Below are 21,119 nucleotides of genomic sequence, written 5' to 3'. Positions count from 1 at the left end.
GGCAGATGTGAGAATATGTTGAACGATATAAGTCAAACATGGCCTGGGCGAAGTCTACGTGGAATTTTGGAGACCACGTCAAATCGCTGAATAGAGGTCTTGTAGAAATGAATTATGCCCGAAACGAGCTTGTACGGATGCCGCTGCGTGACCGACGTAACCTCGGTGTGGCCACCCCAGGTATCGGTCGGCATACGCTACGGGCGCTATTGAATCGCCTACCTGCGGGGGTTGTCATTTTTAATTCTGATGCGTGTCTGTTTTGTAATGAGGAAGCGACAGACATCTTTCGCAGATTGGGTTTTTTCCCGGCACGTTCAACGACCCTTGCAGACATCCTTCAAGATTTATTTGATGTACAAGAAGATATTGATGCTTCGCATCTGTATTTTAAGCGGGTGGTGGGGCCCGCATCGACACATGTGGATGTCGAGTTTTCTGTGATTGATGCAGGTGATGAAGATCTCGTTTTTCTTATTCTTCACGATGTCTCGGAACTCCTTGAGCATCGAGAGACCGTTGTTCAACTAGAGGGACTGCAGATGGTTGGGGAGCTTGCGGCTGGAATTGCCCACGAGATAAGAAATCCTCTGGCGAGCATTCGCGGATTTACACAGTTGATACGCGATGCGAGGGACGTCTCGTCTGTGCAGACTCATACGGGGGTTATGCTCGAAGAATTAGACCGGATGAATGACCTGGTCGAAGAATTGTTGCAGTTGGCGCGACCGCGCAGTCAACAGTTCGAAGAGGCGGACCTCGTGGGCATTCTCGATTCGGTAGTGTTTCTCCTCAACTCACAGGCGATTTTGAACAACTGCTCTGTCGTATTTTCGCACAGAAATGAAATGCCTAGGGTTCCAATTATGTGTCAGTCTAATAAATTAAAGCAGGCATTCATCAATGTGATTAAGAACGCGGTCGAGGCGTCGCCCAATGGCGGTGTTGTACGGGTCACCATGGAGTGTGTGGATGATTGGGTTGTCGTCAGCATAGAGGACGAAGGTCCAGGAATTCCTGAGGAGTACAGAACGTTGACGGGAAGAAAGTTTTTCAGCACCAAGGAACATGGTACAGGGCTCGGTTTAATGATTAGTCACAATATCGTTCAACAGCATCGCGGCACATTGACGATTCACACCGATATGCAACGTGGTGCGCTGGTGCAAATCTCGTTGCCTATATACGGGTCATCCGCGTAAGGCATCGCGCTAGATGTGATATGAAACGAGGACAATTGAAAATGTTCGTTTCCCAAAAGGGGAACTTTGGGTAGCAATGTTTGGACATGATGATGTCATGAGTCAAACATAAGCCTGAGTAATCGGAAGCAACTGACCGACGGCTCAGGCTTTTTATTTTTTAGGAGGTTGCACAGCTCGAATGTGTTCGTATCACATGTCATCGAATGGGTCCACGGCGGATTGGGACAAACTTGAGTCTTATAATTTGTACCAATTATTACAGGACTTATCCATCCCGATTGTGCAACACGTCCGGACGGCGCTTGCGGTCATTGGTGATGGCGCAAAGCGTATGCATTCGGTGGTTGTGTCGGACAGTCGGTTAGGGAAAATCATCGAGACGTGTGCGAAGTTGGATAGTGTGGTACCCAAAATCGCGGAAGCGTGGTTTGATTTTTGGGATTCACCAGTGGAAGCAGGGACGGCGCTGGAACAGCGGGCGAGTGTTCTGCGGCAGATATCTGAGTGGGTTCTTGACATGGATAGGGTAACGCTGGATGTTGCAGATCATTTTCGAGCGCAATTCGCGGAGGACCTTTTGGTCATGACGATGGAAATGAGTCGGATTCGGCGTATGTTTGCGTATTACTGCGATCTCTATGACGAGTTGCGCATTAGTTTGAGTGTGCATGAAGCTTGTTCGCCTTTGGATGATAGTCGAGGTGGGGCGGATAGATTGTGAGGGGAATTGCGGTAGGCTGACAAACCACGAATCGTCACATGGAATAAATATACATATGACCATCGCGTTTGGTAAACACTATGTCCAGAAGGACATGTTACGAGGGGTACGCGCATGAATTCACCATTCGGGGCCAGATCTGGGCAGCATCCAAATCAGCAAATTGCCAACTATATCGGGAAATTGCTTCGTGACACGTTTGGGAAAGGACCGGAAACGGTTCAGGTGGCCACGGGATTTACGTTTTTTACCGTGTATTTGCGCAATTTTATGTCGCCCATGGAGAAAGTGCTGATGGAGAATGATCAGGAGGAAACGGTGTACGAGCTCCGGCTCAATTTGGTGCGCTCACTGTTTCCCGAAATTCGTACGTATGTTGAGATGGTCACAGGGGTGAAGCTCCGAGAGTTTTATTGTGACTGGGGGTTCCAAAATCAATCCGGTATGTTGGTGGGTATCAGTGAAGACCCATTTCCAAATTCCGAGTCATTTCGGGAGATTTACGAAGGTAAAGAGCAGGTGGAGCGGGAGATTGTCAGAATCAGTCAAGAAATTCAAAAGCCGCCGGAAGAAATCTACTCCTGTATGTTGAATCCGAGGACGCTGTTGATTGTCCGCAACGGTTTACTTGTGCGCATCGAGAAGGAATTTTTGCGACTTGGACAAGCGCCGTTGTTACGGCGCGTGAAGGCAAGGTTGGAAAAGACATACTTGCATAACAGCGAGTATTTCCAAGAATACTTAAGTCAACGCGTGATGGACTCGTTTGTGGATTGGGATTTCGAACGGGATAAAAGTGTCATCGTCATGATGTTAAATCAGAAGCCATCGCCAGGGAAGGGGGAGCGTCTTCTCGGCGATTAAGACATTTCGTAAGAGATGTCGACAGAATGCAGTGTTTGTATGGGCTGATGCCGCGTGACAAATTGCTTCACAAAAGCTATTAAGTGTTGTCGCGAAAAGCGGCGCCAGCCTTGAATTTCTTTGTGTTGAATAACTTTGTTAATCATTTTAAAGTAGCGTCAGAAAGCGATTTCAGGTAAAGGGGGGTTCACGCATGGCGAGTCAAGCAATACCACAGTCAGTTGTCCGCAGCGGTAAAACGCGTGCTGCTATGCAGCGTTTTGGCGGTTTTCTCGCTGGTATGGTGATGCCTAACATTCCAGCGTTTATTGCATGGGGATTGATTACGGCCTTTTTTATTCCTACAGGTTGGACGCCGAACGCGCATATTAATCAACTCGTAACGCCATTCGTAAGCTTTTTGATTCCTATTCTCATTGGTTTCACGGGAGGCCGATTGGTGGCCGGGAATCGGGGAGCTGTAGTCGGTGCGATTGCCACGGCTGGGGTCGCGGTGGGTTCTTCGCAACCGATGTTTATTGGTGCCATGATTTTAGGGCCACTTGGTGGCTATCTGATTAAGCAATTCGACAAACTTATCGAGGACAAGATTAAGGCCGGCTTTGAAATGTTAGTGAACACCTTCTCAGCTGGTATACTCGGCGGCGGTCTAGCCGTTTTGGCTTTTCTTGTCGTACAACCAGTCATGGATGCTGTATCTACTGCGCTAGGTGCAGCAGCATTGTGGATTACGTCCATTCATTTGCTGCCGTTAATTGCAATCTTTATTGAACCTGGTAAGGTCCTGTTCCTAAATAACGCGATTAACCATGGTATTTTGGATCCGATTGGACTCCAGCAAGCAAAACAGACCGGGAAGTCCATCTTCTTCCTCTTGGAAACGGACCCAGGCCCGGGCCTCGGAGTTTTACTTGCGTACTGGTTCTTCGGGAAGGGAACAGTGAAGCAGTCTGCGCCGGGTGCGGTTATCATTCAATTTTTTGGTGGCATTCACGAAATCTATTTCCCGTACATCTTGATGAAGCCCATTTTGATTTTGGCTGTCATCTTTGGTGGAATGGCTGCTGACGCGACGTTTATGGTGTTACATGCCGGTCTTGTGGCGACGGCTTCGCCGGGTAGTATTATCGCGGAAATGGCGATGGCGCCGCGCGGTGGATACCTTCCGATTCTGGCAGGCATTTTTGTCGGTGCGTTGGTATCATGCCTGATTGCCTCGTTCTTCTTAAGCCGTTCGAAGGACGAAATGAGCGACGATGCGCTGTCTATGGCAAAGAGCCTTGTGCAGGATATGAAGGCGCAGAGCAAAGGCCAGGCAGTGGCAGGTGCCGCGCAAGCTAGTGCGCCAACGGCCGTACAGGAGACGAAGGAACTGACGAAAGTGCCTGACCGTGTCGTGTTCGCATGCGAGGCAGGTATGGGATCTAGTGCAATGGGTGCATCCATATTGAAGAAGCGTTTGCGGGAAGCGGGCTACGATATACCGGTGGACCACTTGCCTGTGAACCAGTTGCCTTCGGATGCACAGGTTGTATTTACCCAGGGAAGTTTGTCCGCCCGCGCCCAGCAGGTGGCACCGCAAGCAAAGATTTATATTGTGGAAAACTTCCTCGACAAGAGCACGTATGACCAACTGGTCAATGACTTGAATGAGCTCAAGTAAAAGCTGGGATATCCATGGCTAAAAAACTTACAGAGAGACAAAAGTATATCCTCTCCGTCATCTTGGAAGCGAACGATGGCGTGGATACGCATGATTTGGTACGCCGACTGGAAGTCAGTCGGCGTACCATTCAACGTGACATGAGTGCCATTCAATCGTATGTGGCTCTGTTCCACTTAGTCGTTCGTATGGATTCAAAGGGGATTTCTGTGGAGGGTGACCCTTCTGACATTCGTCGGATGGTAGAACAAATTGGGAAAATACCGCCGAAGTTGCCGCTTGCGCCGAAGGTTCGGGAAGCGCGTGTGGCACTGGATTTGCTGATGGAGCAGGGGCCATCGAAACTTGGCTATTTTGGGAAGCAACTTCATGTGACATCCGCGAGTTTAAGTCAAAGTCTGGACGACATTGCGGATTGGCTGAACGCGCACGGCCTTTCGCTAATCCGTCGACGGGGATATGGTGTCGAGGTGCAGGGGAATGAGGAAGCGCGACGGGAGGCAATTGCCGAGCTCGTCTATGAGCAAGTTTCGCTCTCAGATTTAATGACTTTATTTCGCCAAAACACGCATGGGGCCACAGATCATCCGTTTGTTTTGTGGTTCTCGAAATGGTTTGACGTGCAGCAAATCGCACAAGTGCGGGATGTCCTCAGGGAGGAACTCGCAGCATCCAACCCGCCGCTCGACGAGGCGGCTTTTTACGGATTTATGCTGCATGTGTTGTTGACGATTTCACGGATAAACAGTGGGGCTTCACTACCGCCGCCAGAGAATGCTACCGTCGATGCATCGCAAGACGTCCAGACCTGTCTGCGGATTATTCGGCGCTTCGTCCAAGGCAACGGAGATGTATCAGGAGAAGCCCAATATCTAGCGAAGCATCTTCGGGGTGCCAAGGTTCTTATGACCGAGGAGAACCGCATGTTGCCCTTGAATCTGACATCCATGGATTTGGCATACCGCATGGTGCGGTATTTGGCCAAGGCGTTGGATATGCCATTGGCTGGGGATAGGGGTCTGGTTGTCGGGATGGCACAGCACCTGGAACCAGCCATTCATCGCATGATGACAGGGTTACACATCCGCAATCCGCTGCTGGAGGAAATTAAGCGTCGATACGAAACTTTGTTCCACGCCATGCGGGCGGCAAGTCATTCGGTTTTGGGGCCCTATGGTCTAGAAGTCCCAGATGCTGAGGTCGGGTATTTAACGATGCATCTTGGCGCATCGTACGAGCGGCTCAGGGCACAACGCGTATTTCGGGTGCGGATTGTCTGTCCAAACGGAATCAGCTCCGCAGAACTGTTGGCGAGCCGGTTCCGGAAAGAGTTTCCACAGGTCAAAATCGTCGGTCTTGGTTCCCTTCATGATTCGGCCGATGTCCAGTGCGACTTAGTCGTCTCCACGGTCCCCATACACCAGCAGGGCGTGCCTGTGGTCACGGTTTCCCCGTTCCTGACCGACGAGGAAGTGGCGCAGATAGAGTCGGTATTGGAGGAACTTGAGGCGGACAGTTCACCGATGAAAAGCGGTGTGTTGGAACCTGCCTTGGCTGAGTCGAAAGCGCCTTGGTATGAGGCGGCGTCACAAATGAGTGAGCGGGTACAGATTCGTCGCGTTTCTGCGAAAAGTATTCGTGAGGTCATTGAAAAGATTGTGGACGATATTTGGTCAACCGGGGACACGAACGACAAAACGGCTCTGATGGATGCGATTTTGCAGAGAGAACAGTTAGGCAGTATTGTTTTGCCGGGAAAACGACTCTCTGTCTTGCACGCTCGAACGCACGCTTTGTCTCAGTATCAGGTGGCCATTTATCGGTTAGCGGAACCGTTTACGGTTCTAGGTGTTGCAAAGAGAGAAGAACCGGTTGATACGGTTCTCGTGTTATTAGCTCTTTCCAACGAGTCAGTCACGAACATTCGATTGTTTGGCATGTTGAGTTCCGCACTCGTCATGGACGACGATTTGGTGGACATACTGCGTAACGCGCCGATTTCTGTCGTGCAACAGCGGATTCGTCAAGTGATGTATCAAACAGAGGAGTGAATCAATATGAACATCCTTCAACCATCAAATGTCCTTTTGCAAGTCAAAACAGAAAATAAGACAGACGCGATTCGTCGGGTTGGACAGGCGCTCGTTGACAATGGTTATGTGGAGGCGCCTTATATCGAGGGTATGTTGAAACGCGAAGAGTCGATGACCACATACATTGGTAACCAAGTTGCGATTCCGCACAGTATGCCAGAATATGTGCAGCACATTTTGCACTCAGGTATTGTCGTCGCGCAATATCCGGACGGCGTGGATTTTGGCAACGGCAACATTGCAAAATTGGTAATTGGTATTGCTGGCCGCGGTGAAGAGCACATGGAGGTACTCTCACAGATTGCAACGGTCTGTATGGAAGAGGAGAACGTTGAGAAGTTGGTAAAGGCACAGTCCGCGCAAGAGGTCATTGATGTGATAGGTGAAACCTTATGAAAAAGGCCCTTCACTTTGGTGCCGGGAATATCGGTCGTGGATTTATCGGATTGCTACTTCATCAGGCGGGCTATGAAGTCGTTTTTGCCGACGTGGTGCCTACATTGGTTGAGCAGTTGCTCGCTGAGAAGGCCTATCGTGTAATTACGCTGGATGACGATGTGCAAGAGGAGCGAGTAACCGGCGTTCGCGCTTGTTTGCTGGACTCAGATGCTTGTCGACAAGAAGTCATTGATGCGGATGTCATCACCACTGCTGTAGGGTTAGGAAATTTGGGTGGGGTTTCTGCCGTGATTGCAGATGGGCTTCGCTTGCGAAAAGAACAGAAGCAAGAAGCGCCAATCAATATTCTCGCATGTGAAAACGCGATTCGCGCGACTTCTCAATTAAAAGAGAGGGTATTGGCGCGCGTCGACGATTCGTTGCGCGAATGGATTGATACGCATGTGGGTTTCGTGGATGTGGCCGTAGATCGCATTGCACCCAATCGGGAAGGGTACGCCACCCAGCCGCTCGACTGCGTAGTTGAAAGGTTTTTTGAGTGGGATATTGAAGAACCTGCGTTGAAGGGAACCCTTGATATTCCTGGGGCGACTTTCGTGCAGGATCTGAATCCGTTCTTGGAACGAAAATTATTTATGCTCAATGGCGCGCACGCAACTGCCGCCTATGCTGGATTCTTTAAGCACTATCGCACGGTCCTTGAGGCGATGCAAGATGCGGAAATTGCATCGTTGGTTGCAGACGTGCAGATGGAAGCAGCTGAGGGTCTTAAACATCGCTATCCAAGCTTGTCGCTTGACATGTTGCGGACGTATGCGCAGGCGGTTCGCGCAAGGTTCCTAAACCCGCACATCCAAGATGATGTAGCGCGGGTGGGGCGGGATCCGCTGCGCAAACTCTCTGCTGACGATAGACTTGTGGGGCCTCTGCGGCTGGCTCTTGCGGCCAAAGTGAAGACACCTGCATTGATTCGCGCGATTGCGTTTGGGTTTCATTACAACAATCCAAGTGATGAAGCGGCGTCAAAGATTCAAGCGGAAATTCAGCAATTTGGGATTGAGAATACGGTGAAGCGTATTACCGGTCTTTCGGAATCTTCGATTGTCGATGCGATTGCAGAACAATATCATGCACTGCTCCGCGCCTCGCACTCGGACGCCACGCATGGAAATGAGGTGTGATTGTGGGTCGTCGATATCATGGTGTTGCAGCATCTGATGGAATTGCGATTGCTCCTGTCTTCGTGGTGAACGCTGCAGTGAAGAATGTCGAAAAGCGCGAAGATGTGACGGTTGAACAAGAGTTATCCAAGTTAGAAGACGCTATTGCGCGGACGAAAGCTGAACTACAGCAATTGTACGAGACCGCGAATCAAAAACTGGGCGCCTCACATGCACAGATCTTTGTTGCGCACCTTCAGATTCTGGATGATCCAGAGTTTGTTGGCGCCATCCAAAGTACGATTCAAACAGAGCACGTGAATGTGGAGTATGCGCTGACCAGCGTGACAAGCCAACTTGTCGCGATCTTTGAACAGATGGACGATGAATATATGCGGCAGCGTTCATCGGACATTAAAGATGTCAGCCAGCGTGTGCTGGGTCATCTGCAAGGAACGAGTCGCGCATCTTTGGCGGCCCTTGAAGAGCCTGTCATCCTTGTGGCAGAGGATTTAACGCCTTCTGACACCGTCGTGCTCGACAAAAACTTAGTACACGCATTCGTCACGGACGTCGGGGGCAGGACGTCGCATTCGGCCATTATGGCAAGGTCTCTTGGCATTCCTGCTGTGGTTGGACTTGGGGAGATCAGCCAAGCTGTTGAACCTGGGATGACGGTTATTGTCAATGGCTTGGACGGTGAGGTCATTGTTGACCCGACACCTGACGAGCTGGCGATGTATCGACGTCGGATGGAAGAGGACGCGAATCAGCGACAACAGCTGCAGGCGTTAAGATTTGAACCGACGGTTACGACAGACGGACATCAAGTGGAGTTGGCCGGCAATATTGGCGGGCCAGCAGATGTGGACAACGTACAGGAAAATGGCGGAGAGGGGATTGGGCTGTTTCGGTCAGAGTTTTTGTACATGAACCGAAACGCCGCTCCGACGGAAGAGGAACAGTTCCAAGCGTATCGCGAAGTGGCAGAGCGGATGGCCGGAAAGCCTGTCGTGATTCGCACGCTAGATGTCGGTGGCGATAAGGAAATCCCGTATCTCGATTTACCGAAAGAGAGCAATCCGTTTCTTGGCTATCGCGCCATTCGGGTTTGTTTAGATACACCTGAGTTATTTAAAACGCAGTTGCGCGCGATTTTACGGGCATCCCACTATGGCCATATCAAATTAATGTTCCCGATGATTTCGAACGTCATGGAAATCCGGCAGGCGAAGCAACTTCTGAAGGCGGTTCAATCGGAACTTCGCGACGCGTCGATTCCTTTTGACGAGCAGATGGAAATTGGCATTATGGTCGAAATTCCGGCGAGCGCCGTCATCGCTGACGTATTGGCGCAAGAAGTCGATTTCTTTTCAATTGGTACCAATGACTTGATTCAATACACGATGGCCTGTGACCGCATGAACGACCGGATTACGCACCTGTATCAGCCGTATCATCCGGCCATCTTGCGGTTGGTAAAAATGGTTGTCGACGGTGCACACCAGCATGGCAAGTGGGTTGGCATGTGCGGTGAAATGGCTGGCGACCTGACCGCAGTGCCTATCCTGTTGGGGCTTGGCCTCGACGAATTTAGTATGAGCGGGGGTTCTATCTTGCGTGTTCGCCAGCTGATTCGAGACCTGTCGTACGAGCGTGCACAGGCGCTTGCGGACGAAGCACTCAAGCAAGATAGTCAACAAGCGGTTGAGGAACTTGTTGCAAAATGGTCGTCTCATTGAGAAGGCAGAAATCAATCGGGTTGTTTGACAAGGGGAATGGATAGCCATTCCCCTTTAGCGTTCGGTCACCGGTCTCTACGAACGTTGTGAGTCGGTGTGTTTTCGTATATCCAGATTCATGACAGGGCAGTGGTATAGTAGCCATGGGTAGATTAGAAAGTATCATGTAGGGGGCCAGTAGCGTGCGGTTGTTTGATAACCTATCTCAACGCAAACAGCGTGGAGAAACATTGGACATGTCCGCAATCACTTACGATATGTTGCATCAACTGTGGTGGATAGAGGAAATTCCGGATGTGATGATTGCCGACTTACTTGGGGTACCGAAAAAGAAGGTGACAAATTTGCGGCACAAGTGGGGGATTAAAACGCCCGACGTGATTGTTCGCGAATTTGAAGAGAAGTTTACAGGGGATATTGCGCACCAAACGGAATCTGGCGAGGCGCCTCAAGTGTCGGCGCAAGCAGCTGCACTGATTCGCAAAATTAACAACTTGAACGACATCGAATTGGAGGCTTTGCGAGTGGAGTTGGCGCACCGATTTCCGGTTTTCCTTGAGGTGCAACAGGAAGTGGCATTCTTGGCGACAATTGAACAGGCTGTACAGCAGTTTTACCAAGGGCAAAAGGACACCGCCCTTTAGTTTGCTTTAGCGCGGAAGGAGGATTCGCATGGCACGTCTTGCAGCTGAACAATTATCCGTCCGCTATGGTGCACAGCGCATTGTCAGTGAGCTCAATCTCGCAATTCCGGATGGAAAGATTACGGCCTTGGTCGGCGCCAATGGTTCTGGGAAATCGACGATTTTGAAGGCGATGGCGAGATTGTTGAAACCGGACGGCGGAACCGTATACCTCGATGGGAAATCGCTTCTGAAGATGGACTCCAAGGAGGTCGCCAAGCAGCTGGCCATGCTGCCCCAAAATCCCGTTTCGCCGGACGGACTTACCGTTAGTGAACTGGTCTCTTACGGTCGCTTTCCATATCAGAGGGGTCTCGCGACCAGTACGCGGGAAGATCAGGAGATGGTTCACTGGGCACTTTCGGTGACGGGGATGTTGCCGTTCGCGGCGCGCCCGATAGAGCAGATGTCCGGTGGTCAGCGGCAGCGTGCTTGGATAGCGATGGCTTTAGCGCAAGGAACCGATATTTTGTTTTTGGACGAGCCTACCACATTTCTGGATATGGCGCATCAGTTGGAGGTGCTTCAGCTTCTCGATAAGTTAAATCGCGAAGAGGGAAGAACGATTGTCATGGTGGTCCACGATTTGAATCACGCTGCCCAGTATGCGCACCATGTAGTGGCGATTCGGGACGGACAAGCCGTGTATAACGGAACGCCAGAGGAAGTCATCACCGAAGAGATGCTCCGGCAAGTATTCGGGATTCTGGCGGACGTGGTGATAGATCAGAGGACGGGGGCGCCGTTGTGTATCCCATATGGGTTGGTTGACGGCTCGGAAGAATCCCCGGCGTAATCCTTGGCCGCTGTCATTGCGCCTTGTTTTGGCTGCCTTTCTGGATCACGATCCAGCTCTTTCACGTGGGTTAGTTGCAGCTAATCATTGCTATTAGAGATATCAAACACTATAATAGGCCTCGTAATGTTGACTAGAGCTGTCAACATTACACCACGTGAAAGGTCAAGATGGGGAGTGTATCGCGATATGATGAAGGCGTTCAAGCCGTTTATAGTAGCTGGTGCAGTGGCTTTGTCGGTAGCGGGGATGGTGGGCTGTGGTACTGCCGCAACCAATTCGTCGAATTCGTCCACGACGGGCACACAAAATTCTGTGGGGGACGCCAAAGCTGCGCCGCGTGTGATGACGGACGGATTGGGGCATAAGGTGACCATTCCGGCTGACCCACAGCGAATTTGGGCACCCGCGTTGGAAGATCCATTAGTTGCGCTTGGCGATAGCAAGCGGCTGGTCGGACAATACTCCAGCGGCAATGTGGTGGATGATTATTTGCAGAAGTGGTTGAAGGGCTTACCACACATTGACCTCTATGGGAACGGCTTAGATCCCGAGCAGGTGCTAAGTATGAATCCGGACTTGATTTTGCTGTTTGCGGCTGGGCTCGCGCAAAATGGGAAGTATGAGCAGTATTCGAAGATTGCCCCGACCTACGTGTTTAATGTGAAAAGCGGATCTACCGCCCCTTGGCGACAAACGCTACTGACACTGGGGGATATGTTGAACCAGTCGGATAAGGCGAAATCGTTATTGGCGACTTATGACAAAAAGGTGGCCAAGGCCAAAGCAAAACTGCAGCCCGCGGTTGGCAATAAGACGGTGGCTATTATTGAGCCGTCGGGTAAGCAATTGTTTTTGATTGGACCTGGGACCTTCGCGGGTCAAGAGGTATACGGTGATTTGGGATTGACGGCGCCATCGATTGCCAAGGGTTGGGATTCAATCTCCTTTGAAGAGCTCCCCAAACTCAACGCCGACTATATCTTCATGGTGACGGGCAACGACAGTGATACGGAAGAACACGCCTTGACTAGTAATCCAGTATGGAAGGGACTTCCGGCGGTGAAACAGGGACATGTCTACACCGTGAATTATGGGAACTGGATTAACAATGGTGTGATTGCCAATGAATTGACGATTGATGAAGTGGTCAAAGACCTGGCGAATTAAGCCGTGAGAACCTGCCGGGGACCGGGGAGAGGGTGTGGATGGATGCGATTCGAGGAAGCAGAACAGTACTTTCGACTGACGACGAAAGATCAGGAGAATGTCTCATATGAAGTTCGAGTCAATGACCTGGTATCTGACCAACATCAGATGCTACGCTTTCTGGAAATGTATCAATCACAGATTGGCACGACGGATAAGCATGTGCCCGCTGTCGCATTCTGCAAGTGGTTCTCCCTGGTCGCTGCTGGATTTCAGTACTTCGTCTCCGTTGACAATAGTGCCGTCGATTTGTCGCCGGGGAATTTGACGATTCAGGCTTATCCTGTGGGGGACTATACGTTTTTCTCCTTTAAGGTTCATCGGGATATCGTGACGCGCGCACCTGCAGATGGCGCGCAGCGCAATGTTTGGCGTGAGCGCGCGTTCGCCGCGTTCTACGGAGATACGGTGCGTCCGGTTATCGACAGATTGGCTGAGCAGGCAGGTATCGGGGCAGGCCAACTTTGGGGGCAATTCCCTCCCAAGTTGATGTGGTTTATCGATGTCGTCAGCAAGGAGATAGACGGTGGTGCGGAACAGCGAATCGAGGCGGATTACCAGTATCTCATTTCCGGGGTGGATCCGCGCGTATTTGGCCGCAAGCGGAATCCGTTTGCCATTCGGTGGAAGACTGTGGAGAGTATGGAGGATCCCCAAAAGCAGGTCTATCTACAACCGACGTGCTGCATGAACTATCGTTTAGAGGGTATTGATTACTGTTATACGTGCCCCCGATTGACGGAGGCAGAGCGCGCGGAGCGGAGAGAGGCTTTTCGATCCGCCAATTGCCACCAGACCAATACATAGGACGGACGTGACCATGAACCATAGCGCCAAAGTGATAAACAATCAGCCCCAGGCTGTATCCAGACCTTTGATTGCAATGCTTGTCCTCGTTGGCGGACTGGTTGGACTTTTTATATCCTTCGCGGTGTCTATTTCTGTCGGAGCGGATATGATACCGCAGTCGGCAGTATGGGACGCCGTTTTTCATTTTCACGCACAAGAGACGCAAGATCAGGTGATACATTATCTTCGTCTCCCGCGTGCGGTTGCGGGTGTGTTTGTCGGTGCGGCGCTCGCCGTGGCAGGCGCCCTGATGCAGGGAATGACGCGCAATCCCTTGGCTGATCCCGGGTTGTTAGGGATCAATGGCGGATCGGAATTTATGTTAGCTCTTTCCTTTGCGTTGTTTCCCAAACTGTCATTTGGCTATTTGTTGCTTTTATCGTTTGTTGGCGCAGGCATCGGCGCGGTGCTCGTCTATGGATTAGGCGCCTTGTCGCGAGGCGGCTTGACCGCCGTAAGGTTGACGCTTGCGGGGGCGGCAATCAGCGCATTGTTAGTGGCACTGAGTCAAGGTATCGCGCTGTATGGCGGATTAAGTCAAGATCTCACGTATTGGCTTGCAGGTGGGATGTCTGGTACCAATTGGGTACAGGTCGAATGGTTGATTCCATGTGTGATAGTCGGCCTCATCGGCGCCATGGTCATGTCGAAATCTGTGACGGTGCTGAGCCTTGGCGAGGATGTGGCTACTGCGCTCGGTCAGCGCACGAACATGGTGAAACTGGTATGTACGGGCCTTGTTCTCATCCTGGCGGGCGCTTCGGTGACGATAGCCGGGCCGATTGGATTTGTCGGTCTTGTCGTACCGCATATTGCGCGTTACTTCGTCGGTGTCGATTATCGATGGATTATCCCGTGTGCTGCGGTGCTTGGGAGTTTGCTCATCGTGCTTTCGGACATCGGCGCACGGATGATTCACCCCCCTTATGAGGTGCCGCTCGGCGCTGTGATTGCGTTGGTCGGTGTCCCATTCTTTCTCTACTTGGCGCGGCGAGATAGGAGGGGGCTGTGATGCAGATGTCCACTGCCGACGGGAAGACACACCAACGAGTGGCGCGAGCGATGATGGTGATGGCCGTTGTCAGCGCGCTTATTATGATTGTCTTTATCATCAGTATGGATACAGGCCCCATTCGGATGACGCCGGGGGAAGTCATTCGGACAGTATTCGGAGAAGGAACAGCCAAAGACCAGTTGACACTCTTCGCTTTTCGACTGCCGCGCATTGTCATCACAATATTGATAGGAGCGGGCTTGGCGGTATCTGGGTGCATTTTGCAGGCAGTTACGCATAACCCGCTGTCTGATCCCGGCATCCTCGGCATCAATTCGGGTGCAGGGCTTGTCGTAATTTTATATACGCTGTTTTTTCCTAACGTGCAAAGCACATTTGCGTTGCCGTTTTTGGCGTTCTTTGGCGCGTTATTGACGGCTGTGCTGATTTATGCGCTCGCCGCGAAACGCCGTGAGGGATTATCCCCGACGCGTGTCGTACTGGTGGGCATTGCGATTGCCGCAGCTATTAATGCCGCGATGATGGTGCTCGAAATGCTGTTAGACCCGCAGAACTTTCAATTTGTCGCCACGTGGCTGGCCGGGAGTATTGTCGGGACGGATTGGACGTACGTACTCGCTTTATTGCCGTGGATTATCGTCTTATTGGCGTTTACCCTCTATAAATCGCGCGTGTTGAATGTGCTAAGCCTTGGCGATCAGCTCGCGACAAGCCTAGGTGCCCCAGTTGAGCGGGAAAAGCGACTGCTCTTAGGCGTCGCGGTTGCGCTTGCAGGGGCTTCTGTGGCTGTTGGTGGCGCTATCTCGTTTGTCGGCCTGGTGGGGCCCCATTTAGCGCGGCGGTTGGTGGGGACGAAATATGAGTTTTTGGTACCTGCCTCGGCATTGACAGGGGCTTTACTGGTCATTCTGGCTGACATGTTGGCAAAGTGGGTCTTACAGCCTACCGAAATTCCGACAGGAATCGTCGTGGCGGTGATTGGCGCACCGTATTTCCTGTACCTGATCGTCCGTTGGAAATAGCGTGCCCAGCCAACCCTGTTGTCGTCTGTGACGGGGTTGGCTGGTTGGCAGCGTTCTAGCACTCGCCGCACGCTCATTGTTACTGCCTAGCAAATGAACTTATGAATGAACTTCGTACGACTGGATGTCAAGCGACGTGATGAGCGCTGGCGCTTGCTCCTGGAATTTCAAAAAAGCGGGCTGCTTTGAATGGGTGTCGAGATGTTCTTTGGTTTCCCATTGTTCGACGAAAAGGAAGTCGTTTTGTACTTCGGTATCTTCGTAGAACCGGTAACTCAGACATCCGTTTTCGGTGCGTGTGGCTTCGATTAGCCCGTTGACTAGCGATAGCAACGCCTCACGTTTATCGGGCTTACATTGAACACGTGCATGAACGATGACCATAGATGTCCCTCCGAATGTTTGATACACTGCAGCATGTACCATTTTGGCAATTCTATTGCTACTTATCCAGCATCCCACATGAAGCACTGTGCGTATACTTTCCGTGGTTTCAATCTCTCTTCAACATTGTACCGCTAGGATGGGGCTTGGGGAGCAGGGTCAGAGCGTATGTAGATACCGGGCAAAGGAGGCAAATTGGTGGCAAAAAAATATCTGTACGAGATAGATTTGATGCGCGCATTTATTATGCTGAGTGTGCTATCCGTACACACGACGTCATTTTTTAGCGATTTAATTCATGCCGACGCGGGTGCATCTGCACTGACGCTAGGTGCACTCATCACCTCGCTGCATTACACGCGTGAGGCGTTTATGTTTATTACAGGACTTGTTTTATTTATCACTTATTATCGGCGGCCGATGTCCGTCGTTACTTTCTGGAAAAAGCGATTCCTACTCATTGTGATTCCATATGTCGTTTGGACAATCGCCTATATCGTCTTTAAGGGCCTATTAGATGCAGATTTCAATTGGTCTTTGCTATCGCTACTTGCTGGAATCAAACACTCGCTCATGACAGGTGACCAATACTTCTTGTATTACGTTGTCGTATCGATGCAATTGTATGTGGTGTTTCCACTGCTTTTATATGCGTTGCGCAAATTCGAGCGCTACCACCTCCACATTTTCATCGGCAGCTTTGTGATTCAATTGGGTTTGATGGCGTTGAACAAGTTCGTCCTTCAAGGTATGAGTTATTCCAATCTGCCATATGTGTTGGCAGAAATAGATAAATACCGCGATAGATTTATTTTGACGTATCAATTCTGGTTTATCGCAGGTGGCATTATTGCTTGTCACTACGAGCGAATTCGGGACTTTTTCGATCACCACGTTCGCGCACTCCGCATCGCCCTTGTGGTAGGCCTCATTGTCTTGTGGGGGCATTATTTGTTTGACCGCCTGGTCCTTGGCGAGCCGGAGAGTCTCGCTGAGTTGGTGCTGCAGCCGATTATGATTCCGTATAGTTTGCTGGCGGCCGCCAACATGTGGTACGCGGGCGTCCAGTGGGCGCAGCGGCGCGAGCGTCCGGGATGGCGTCCGTTCAGTTGGTTCGTCAAGGTCGCGGCCAACGCCTCATTTGGAATCTTTTTGTTGCAGCCATTTCCGCTGTACTACATGGAATGGACGGTACATCATATCAAAACCCTGGGCATTCCCAATTGGTTGTACTTTAGTCTACTGCCGTTGTCGATCTTGTTTGTCTACTTTTCGGCGATGTTTATCGCGCATTGGCTCGGTAAAATTCCTATTCTCTCTTACGTGGTGGGGCGCAAGGCGCGCTTTTCGCAACGACGACTGGGACAGGTGCAAAGTTCGATGTAATCGCGTAGCGCAGCCACCCATTTGGGTGGACTGCGCGATTTGCAACATCAGAACACTTTTGTCGTCCATGTCTCACCGTTCCATATCTCTGTTGCGATGTCCTGGTAGAACTCAGGCTCGTGGGAGATGAGCAGAATGCTACTGCGATACGCAATCAATGCGCGCTTCAGTTCATCCTTTGCATCGACGTCCAGATGGTTCGTTGGCTCGTCGAGCAACGTGGTTTTGCCAATCCCATTCGCGCCGACGAGGACAATTTTTTGACCGCGTTCCATCCGCAAATTCAGTGTCCGGGTGAAGTTTCTGCGTCACGATATTCATAAACGTCGACTTTCCTTTCCTTCGCCGTGGGTGCCTACGAGGCCGATGTGCTCTGCTTTGAGCATGCGGAAGGAGACATTTGTAAAGATGGCCCCGTCGCCAAAGCCGTGGGCCAGGCTGGTTACGGTTAAGATACTCATGGATGAACTCCTTCACGTCGACGTGTCTCACGAACATGTGTAGTTGGGTTTGTCATATCGTCGATTATAACGGCGATTGTGGCGCACACAAGGGATGAATCCTTCGGGCCGCGACGACGGGCGGCTATATTATAATAGGAGATAGGTGTCGATATGGTAGGGGGACGTCATATGCGTGAAATTCAAAATGTTTCGGTAATCGGACTGGGTGCCATTGGCGCTGCCTATGCGAGTCGGCTGTACGACATGAATCCGAACTGTGTCCGCGTGATTGCAGACGATGAGCGCATTGCGCGCTATCGCTCGCGAGATATGGTGGTCAATGGGCGCGCCTATGCGTTTGATTACGTGTCTCCAGAGACAGAGGTCCATCCCGCTGATTTGGTGATTATCGCCGTGAAGTACGAGGGACTGGCGCAGGCGCTGGTCGATATCCGCCGTCACGTCGGCCCGGACACGATTATTTTGTCACTATTAAATGGCATCTCCAGTGAGGAGATGATTGCGAAGGCTTATGGTGACAAGAACCTGTTATATGCGATTTGCGTTGCGATTGACGCAGTGCGGGAAGGCGCGTCCGTTCGGTTCTCTGGGATTGGCCGCATCTGTTTTGGGGAGCGGGATAACGCGGTGTATTCGCCCAACGTGCAGCGCGTAAAGTCGCTTTTTGAGCGGGCAAATATTCCGTATGAGATCCCCACGGACATGCTCCGGACGCTATGGTGGAAATTTATGATCAATGTCGGTGTGAATCAGGCATCAGCCGTGCTGCGAGCACCTTATGGCGTCTTTCAAACTGTCCCCGAGGCGCATGAGGTGATGGTGCGCGGGATGCAGGAAGTTGTGGCGCTTGCTGAACATGTAGGTGTTCATTTATCGCAGGACGACATCACTGGCTTTGATGAAATTCTGTACGCGATGTCGCCAGATGGCAAGACGTCTATGCTGCAGGATATTGAAGCGGGGCGAAAGACAGAGGTGGACTACATGGCTGGTGCCGTACGAAAACTCGGGCGTCAGTACGGGGTCGCGACACCCGTCAACGATATGTTTTATTTGGTGATTCGGGCAATGGAGGCCATGCAGCGTCCCTAATCTTCGGTGCGTCGGCGACGCAGTCTGCGGCTGGATGGCAGATGTGGAAAGAGCCAGGCCCCATGGGGCCTGCTCCTTTTGTCAGCGTGGACGAGCGGCGATTTACACCTGGACGACGGCATCAATTAAGCCGTAGTCACGCGCTTTTGCTGCCGAAAGGAATAGTCGCGGTCGGTGTCCTGACGAATGGTGTCCACTGGCTGTCCGGTATGCTGGGATAGAACTTGGTTGATTTTGTCTCGCGTGCTGAGTATCCAGTCCGCGTGAATTTGAATGTCGGAGGCTTGCCCTCGAGCACCCCCTAGCGGTTGGTGAATCATCACTTCGCTGTTTGGCAGGGCCAATCGCTTTCCTTTGCTGCCGGCGGTCAATAGGACGGCGCCCCCTGGACTGTTGATGTACATTTGAATGTCCTTGGTGGGGTCGTCTGCCGCCAAAAATAGGAGCTGTGCGACCACGGCGTTCGCCAAATCGTCCGTTATTTCCTGGCCAACCATCACGATTCTGTCTTTCAATAAGCGCGAGTAGATATCGTAGCTTCGCTCACCTCGACTCGTTTGTTCAATTACATATGGGATCGGCATCCTCCAATCAGGATTAATTAACTTCTAGGCCCTTATAGGGCAGTTTCCGGACATAAAAGAGGGGATCCACCCCAACTTCGAGAAGATTTTAAGCGCCGAAACCTAAAATTTCCCGAGGAGGGAAGTCCGCTTCGTATCTTCTCCAAGGGTTCCTGTTCTCCTTTGAATAGTGGCTAGGAATCGAAAGCAGTGAGCAGTTACATCTCTTTACGGCGTTGGGCGTTGAGCAGTGTACCGCAAAGTTGACAAATGTGTTACTCAAAGGCGCAAAGCTGCTCGACCGGGGGCGGGTTGCGGGCTCTTCTGGCTGCCCCTATGGAAGGTACCCTTACAATTACTCGACTACATGAGTGGCTTGAGCGAGATTTGCGCTCCCGGCATCGGTGTGGCTTTCGGTTGACGAGGCAGCGCCATTGAGTGCAACATTTAGTCGATTCTTCAATGCTGTCGTGGATAAGGGTTTTGCCAAGGACTTCTTCTGTGTTCTGGACAGTCAAAGCAAAGAACTTTGTGCCCTCGAAGGAAGTCATCCTGCAATCGAAAGTACCGTAATTGGGGACCCAGTTGGTGTTGCCCGGTATTCCACGCTCTCTTACGTAGTAGTAACTGGAAACGTATATTAGACCGGTTTTTCAATGATAGGGACTTTCATGCAACCTCTTAGTGAGCGTTTTGCAAGTTTGCAGAATGGTTGTTTTGGGTGGAGGTGAAAAAGGAAAAACACATGGGTAAGTAGATTTTATTCCACATACTGGTATTCTTGCGCCGTTTCTCGCCAGGTCAACTCGTCTTAATTTATGCAGTCTTCTTGTGTCGTTCGATATGGTTCACAGCTAGTGCTGATGCAAGTAACACGATCGCGTTGAGGACCATGTACGTCTTTACTTTCCGGATGCCTCGGACATGGACGTCGTTCGCCGTCAAATCTTGCGTTACAACGCTTTACAGCAGTTCGCTCGTTGTATAACGCCTGTGCACCATATTAATGAACCGTTTCATAGTTTTTGACTTATCATATCCAGCGTCCATCATGACAAAATCGATTTTTCAACCGTGCGTCGTCACGACGTGTTCCAGTAATGGTGCCGCCATCTCACCATCAAAAACGTTCGCTGGTGTGACATCCAAAGCAACTGGCAGTTCACTCGCGGTATCCACAGCCAAATGACGTCCGTTGATCCAACTCAACAACGGCTGAAAACACGCGACTCAGTGTGAAGACTGACGGGGCTGCTTTGTCGATTCGAAACCCACACTGGTAGCGAAAGCATATATCTCGCGCCAACCGTTTATGAAGCCTTGTGAACGTTGAGATTCCTTCAAGCGGTGCAGCCAGCAGTGCGCGAAGAATCGCTTCACGATTCATAGGCTTCGTGCCTTGGGGTGACTGTTTTCTCAATTTCGAAGCCATAGGGTTGTAAATCCAAGACAGCAAAGAACAAGGGCAGACGATCGCTGGAGTCAATTTTTAGCCAGTCCTCAAAGGAAAGGGAGATGGTTGGAGAATATACAAGTGGGACTTCCTTTCTCGAAAATTTCTGGCTTGGTCACTTGAAATCTTCTCGAAGGTTGGGGTGAAGTCCTTTTTCATGCCCTTAGAACCCTTGCCCTGCGGGAGTTTATAAAACTGCAAAACGCTCAGATATATAAAATGCAATATTTTCTGTTTAGCAAAAATTTTGTGGTAATTAGGGTCTGCTGAATGAACCATAAACCTAATCGTAGCAAGGATTTCGCGTGCCAATTGTCGAAATAAAGTGTATGGATTTTGAGCGGAACAGGCGAAAA

The 21,119-nt window shown here is 50.9% G+C and carries 21 protein-coding genes and 2 pseudogenes; 16 read left to right on the top strand and 7 right to left on the bottom strand.

What is annotated here, in order from left to right; translation table 11 throughout:
• The first annotated feature begins 107 nt into the window (after window positions 1-107).
• From J3482_RS16740 to J3482_RS16675, 14 genes are all read left to right on the top strand, one after another.
• Window positions 108-1,202, top strand: coding sequence for an ATP-binding protein (locus J3482_RS16740; RefSeq protein WP_021297080.1), 1,095 nt, complete (start codon window positions 108-110; stop codon window positions 1,200-1,202).
• 181 nt (window positions 1,203-1,383) lie between these two features.
• Entirely contained in the window at window positions 1,384-1,926 is a 543-nt protein-coding gene (locus tag J3482_RS16735) for a hypothetical protein (RefSeq protein WP_021297081.1), read from the top strand.
• A gap of 114 nt (window positions 1,927-2,040) precedes the next feature.
• Window positions 2,041-2,790 (top strand): Na-translocating system protein MpsC family protein, encoded by a 750-nt coding sequence (locus J3482_RS16730; RefSeq protein WP_021297082.1) that lies wholly within the window; start codon window positions 2,041-2,043, stop codon window positions 2,788-2,790.
• Window positions 2,791-2,983: 193 nt separating this feature from the next.
• Window positions 2,984-4,453: a PTS mannitol transporter subunit IIBC gene (locus tag J3482_RS16725; RefSeq protein ID WP_021297083.1), complete on the top strand. Its 1,470-nt coding sequence runs from the start codon at window positions 2,984-2,986 to the stop codon at window positions 4,451-4,453.
• 14 nt (window positions 4,454-4,467) lie between these two features.
• Complete coding sequence (locus J3482_RS16720) at window positions 4,468-6,504, top strand: BglG family transcription antiterminator (RefSeq protein ID WP_021297084.1); 2,037 nt, start codon at window positions 4,468-4,470, stop codon at window positions 6,502-6,504.
• 6 nt (window positions 6,505-6,510) lie between these two features.
• A complete protein-coding gene (locus J3482_RS16715; RefSeq protein ID WP_021297085.1) occupies window positions 6,511-6,942 on the top strand; it encodes a PTS mannitol transporter subunit IIA in 432 nt (143 codons plus the stop codon).
• Complete coding sequence (locus tag J3482_RS16710) at window positions 6,939-8,126, top strand: mannitol-1-phosphate 5-dehydrogenase (protein WP_021297086.1); 1,188 nt, start codon at window positions 6,939-6,941, stop codon at window positions 8,124-8,126. The genes J3482_RS16715 and J3482_RS16710 overlap by 4 nt, the downstream gene beginning before the upstream one ends.
• Window positions 8,127-8,128: 2 nt before the next feature.
• A complete protein-coding gene (ptsP, locus tag J3482_RS16705) occupies window positions 8,129-9,847 on the top strand; it encodes a phosphoenolpyruvate--protein phosphotransferase (protein ID WP_206922769.1) in 1,719 nt (572 codons plus the stop codon).
• A 182-nt stretch (window positions 9,848-10,029) separates the two neighbouring features.
• Entirely contained in the window at window positions 10,030-10,491 is a 462-nt protein-coding gene (locus J3482_RS16700) for a hypothetical protein (RefSeq protein WP_206917022.1), read from the top strand.
• A gap of 28 nt (window positions 10,492-10,519) precedes the next feature.
• Window positions 10,520-11,326 carry an ABC transporter ATP-binding protein gene (locus J3482_RS16695; RefSeq protein WP_146824825.1) on the top strand — a complete coding sequence of 269 codons (807 nt, stop codon included), beginning with the start codon at window positions 10,520-10,522 and terminating at the stop codon, window positions 11,324-11,326.
• 189 nt (window positions 11,327-11,515) lie between these two features.
• Window positions 11,516-12,496, top strand: a complete 981-nt coding sequence (locus J3482_RS16690; protein WP_188332411.1) for an ABC transporter substrate-binding protein — start codon at window positions 11,516-11,518, stop codon at window positions 12,494-12,496.
• A gap of 42 nt (window positions 12,497-12,538) precedes the next feature.
• Window positions 12,539-13,342 (top strand): (2Fe-2S)-binding protein, encoded by an 804-nt coding sequence (locus tag J3482_RS16685; protein WP_206922768.1) that lies wholly within the window; start codon window positions 12,539-12,541, stop codon window positions 13,340-13,342.
• A 13-nt stretch (window positions 13,343-13,355) separates the two neighbouring features.
• Window positions 13,356-14,396: a FecCD family ABC transporter permease gene (locus J3482_RS16680; RefSeq protein ID WP_146824828.1), complete on the top strand. Its 1,041-nt coding sequence runs from the start codon at window positions 13,356-13,358 to the stop codon at window positions 14,394-14,396.
• A complete protein-coding gene (locus J3482_RS16675; RefSeq protein WP_206922767.1) occupies window positions 14,396-15,421 on the top strand; it encodes a FecCD family ABC transporter permease in 1,026 nt (341 codons plus the stop codon). Before J3482_RS16680 ends, J3482_RS16675 begins: the two co-directional genes overlap by 1 nt.
• 99 nt (window positions 15,422-15,520) lie before the next feature.
• On the opposite strand, the gene J3482_RS16670 is transcribed toward J3482_RS16675, so the two are convergent.
• Window positions 15,521-15,805, bottom strand: coding sequence for a putative quinol monooxygenase (locus tag J3482_RS16670; RefSeq protein ID WP_188332412.1), 285 nt, complete (start codon window positions 15,803-15,805; stop codon window positions 15,521-15,523).
• Window positions 15,806-16,003: 198 nt separating this feature from the next.
• Between J3482_RS16670 and J3482_RS16665 the strand changes: the two genes are divergently transcribed.
• Window positions 16,004-17,191 (top strand): acyltransferase, encoded by a 1,188-nt coding sequence (locus J3482_RS16665; protein WP_206922766.1) that lies wholly within the window; start codon window positions 16,004-16,006, stop codon window positions 17,189-17,191.
• Between the two features lie 47 nt (window positions 17,192-17,238).
• On the opposite strand, the pseudogene J3482_RS16660 reads toward J3482_RS16665, so the two are convergent.
• Both J3482_RS16660 and J3482_RS16655 read right to left on the bottom strand, forming a co-directional pair.
• Window positions 17,239-17,487, bottom strand: a pseudogene (locus tag J3482_RS16660) (ATP-binding cassette domain-containing protein); the annotation flags it as partial.
• Window positions 17,488-17,508: 21 nt separating this feature from the next.
• The gene (locus J3482_RS16655) at window positions 17,509-17,652 is read right to left on the bottom strand and encodes a hypothetical protein (protein WP_206922765.1); all 144 of its coding nucleotides are present in this window, start codon (window positions 17,650-17,652) and stop codon (window positions 17,509-17,511) included.
• Window positions 17,653-17,823: 171 nt separating this feature from the next.
• Here J3482_RS16655 and J3482_RS16650 point away from each other — a divergent pair, with 171 nt between their 5' ends.
• Complete coding sequence (locus J3482_RS16650; RefSeq protein WP_146824832.1) at window positions 17,824-18,747, top strand: ketopantoate reductase family protein; 924 nt, start codon at window positions 17,824-17,826, stop codon at window positions 18,745-18,747.
• A gap of 102 nt (window positions 18,748-18,849) precedes the next feature.
• On the opposite strand, the pseudogene J3482_RS16645 reads toward J3482_RS16650, so the two are convergent.
• The 4 genes and pseudogenes from J3482_RS16645 to J3482_RS16635 all read right to left on the bottom strand — a co-directional run.
• Window positions 18,850-19,331: pseudogene (locus tag J3482_RS16645) on the bottom strand (ATP-dependent Clp protease proteolytic subunit).
• 1,047 nt (window positions 19,332-20,378) lie between these two features.
• Entirely contained in the window at window positions 20,379-20,522 is a 144-nt protein-coding gene (locus J3482_RS21635; RefSeq protein ID WP_328702738.1) for a hypothetical protein, read from the bottom strand.
• Window positions 20,473-20,697 (bottom strand): transposase, encoded by a 225-nt coding sequence (locus tag J3482_RS21630; protein WP_328702737.1) that lies wholly within the window; start codon window positions 20,695-20,697, stop codon window positions 20,473-20,475. The genes J3482_RS21635 and J3482_RS21630 overlap by 50 nt, the downstream gene beginning before the upstream one ends.
• 102 nt (window positions 20,698-20,799) lie before the next feature.
• The coding region (locus J3482_RS16635; RefSeq protein WP_206922764.1) for a hypothetical protein at window positions 20,800-21,119 on the bottom strand (320 nt) is incomplete at its 5' end.

The organism is Alicyclobacillus suci (genome assembly GCF_017329615.1).
GTDB classification, from domain to species: Bacteria; Bacillota; Bacilli; order Alicyclobacillales; family Alicyclobacillaceae; genus Alicyclobacillus; species Alicyclobacillus suci.
The sequence above is the reverse complement of the archived record's forward strand: the minus strand, read 5'-3'. Positions and strand labels throughout refer to the sequence as shown.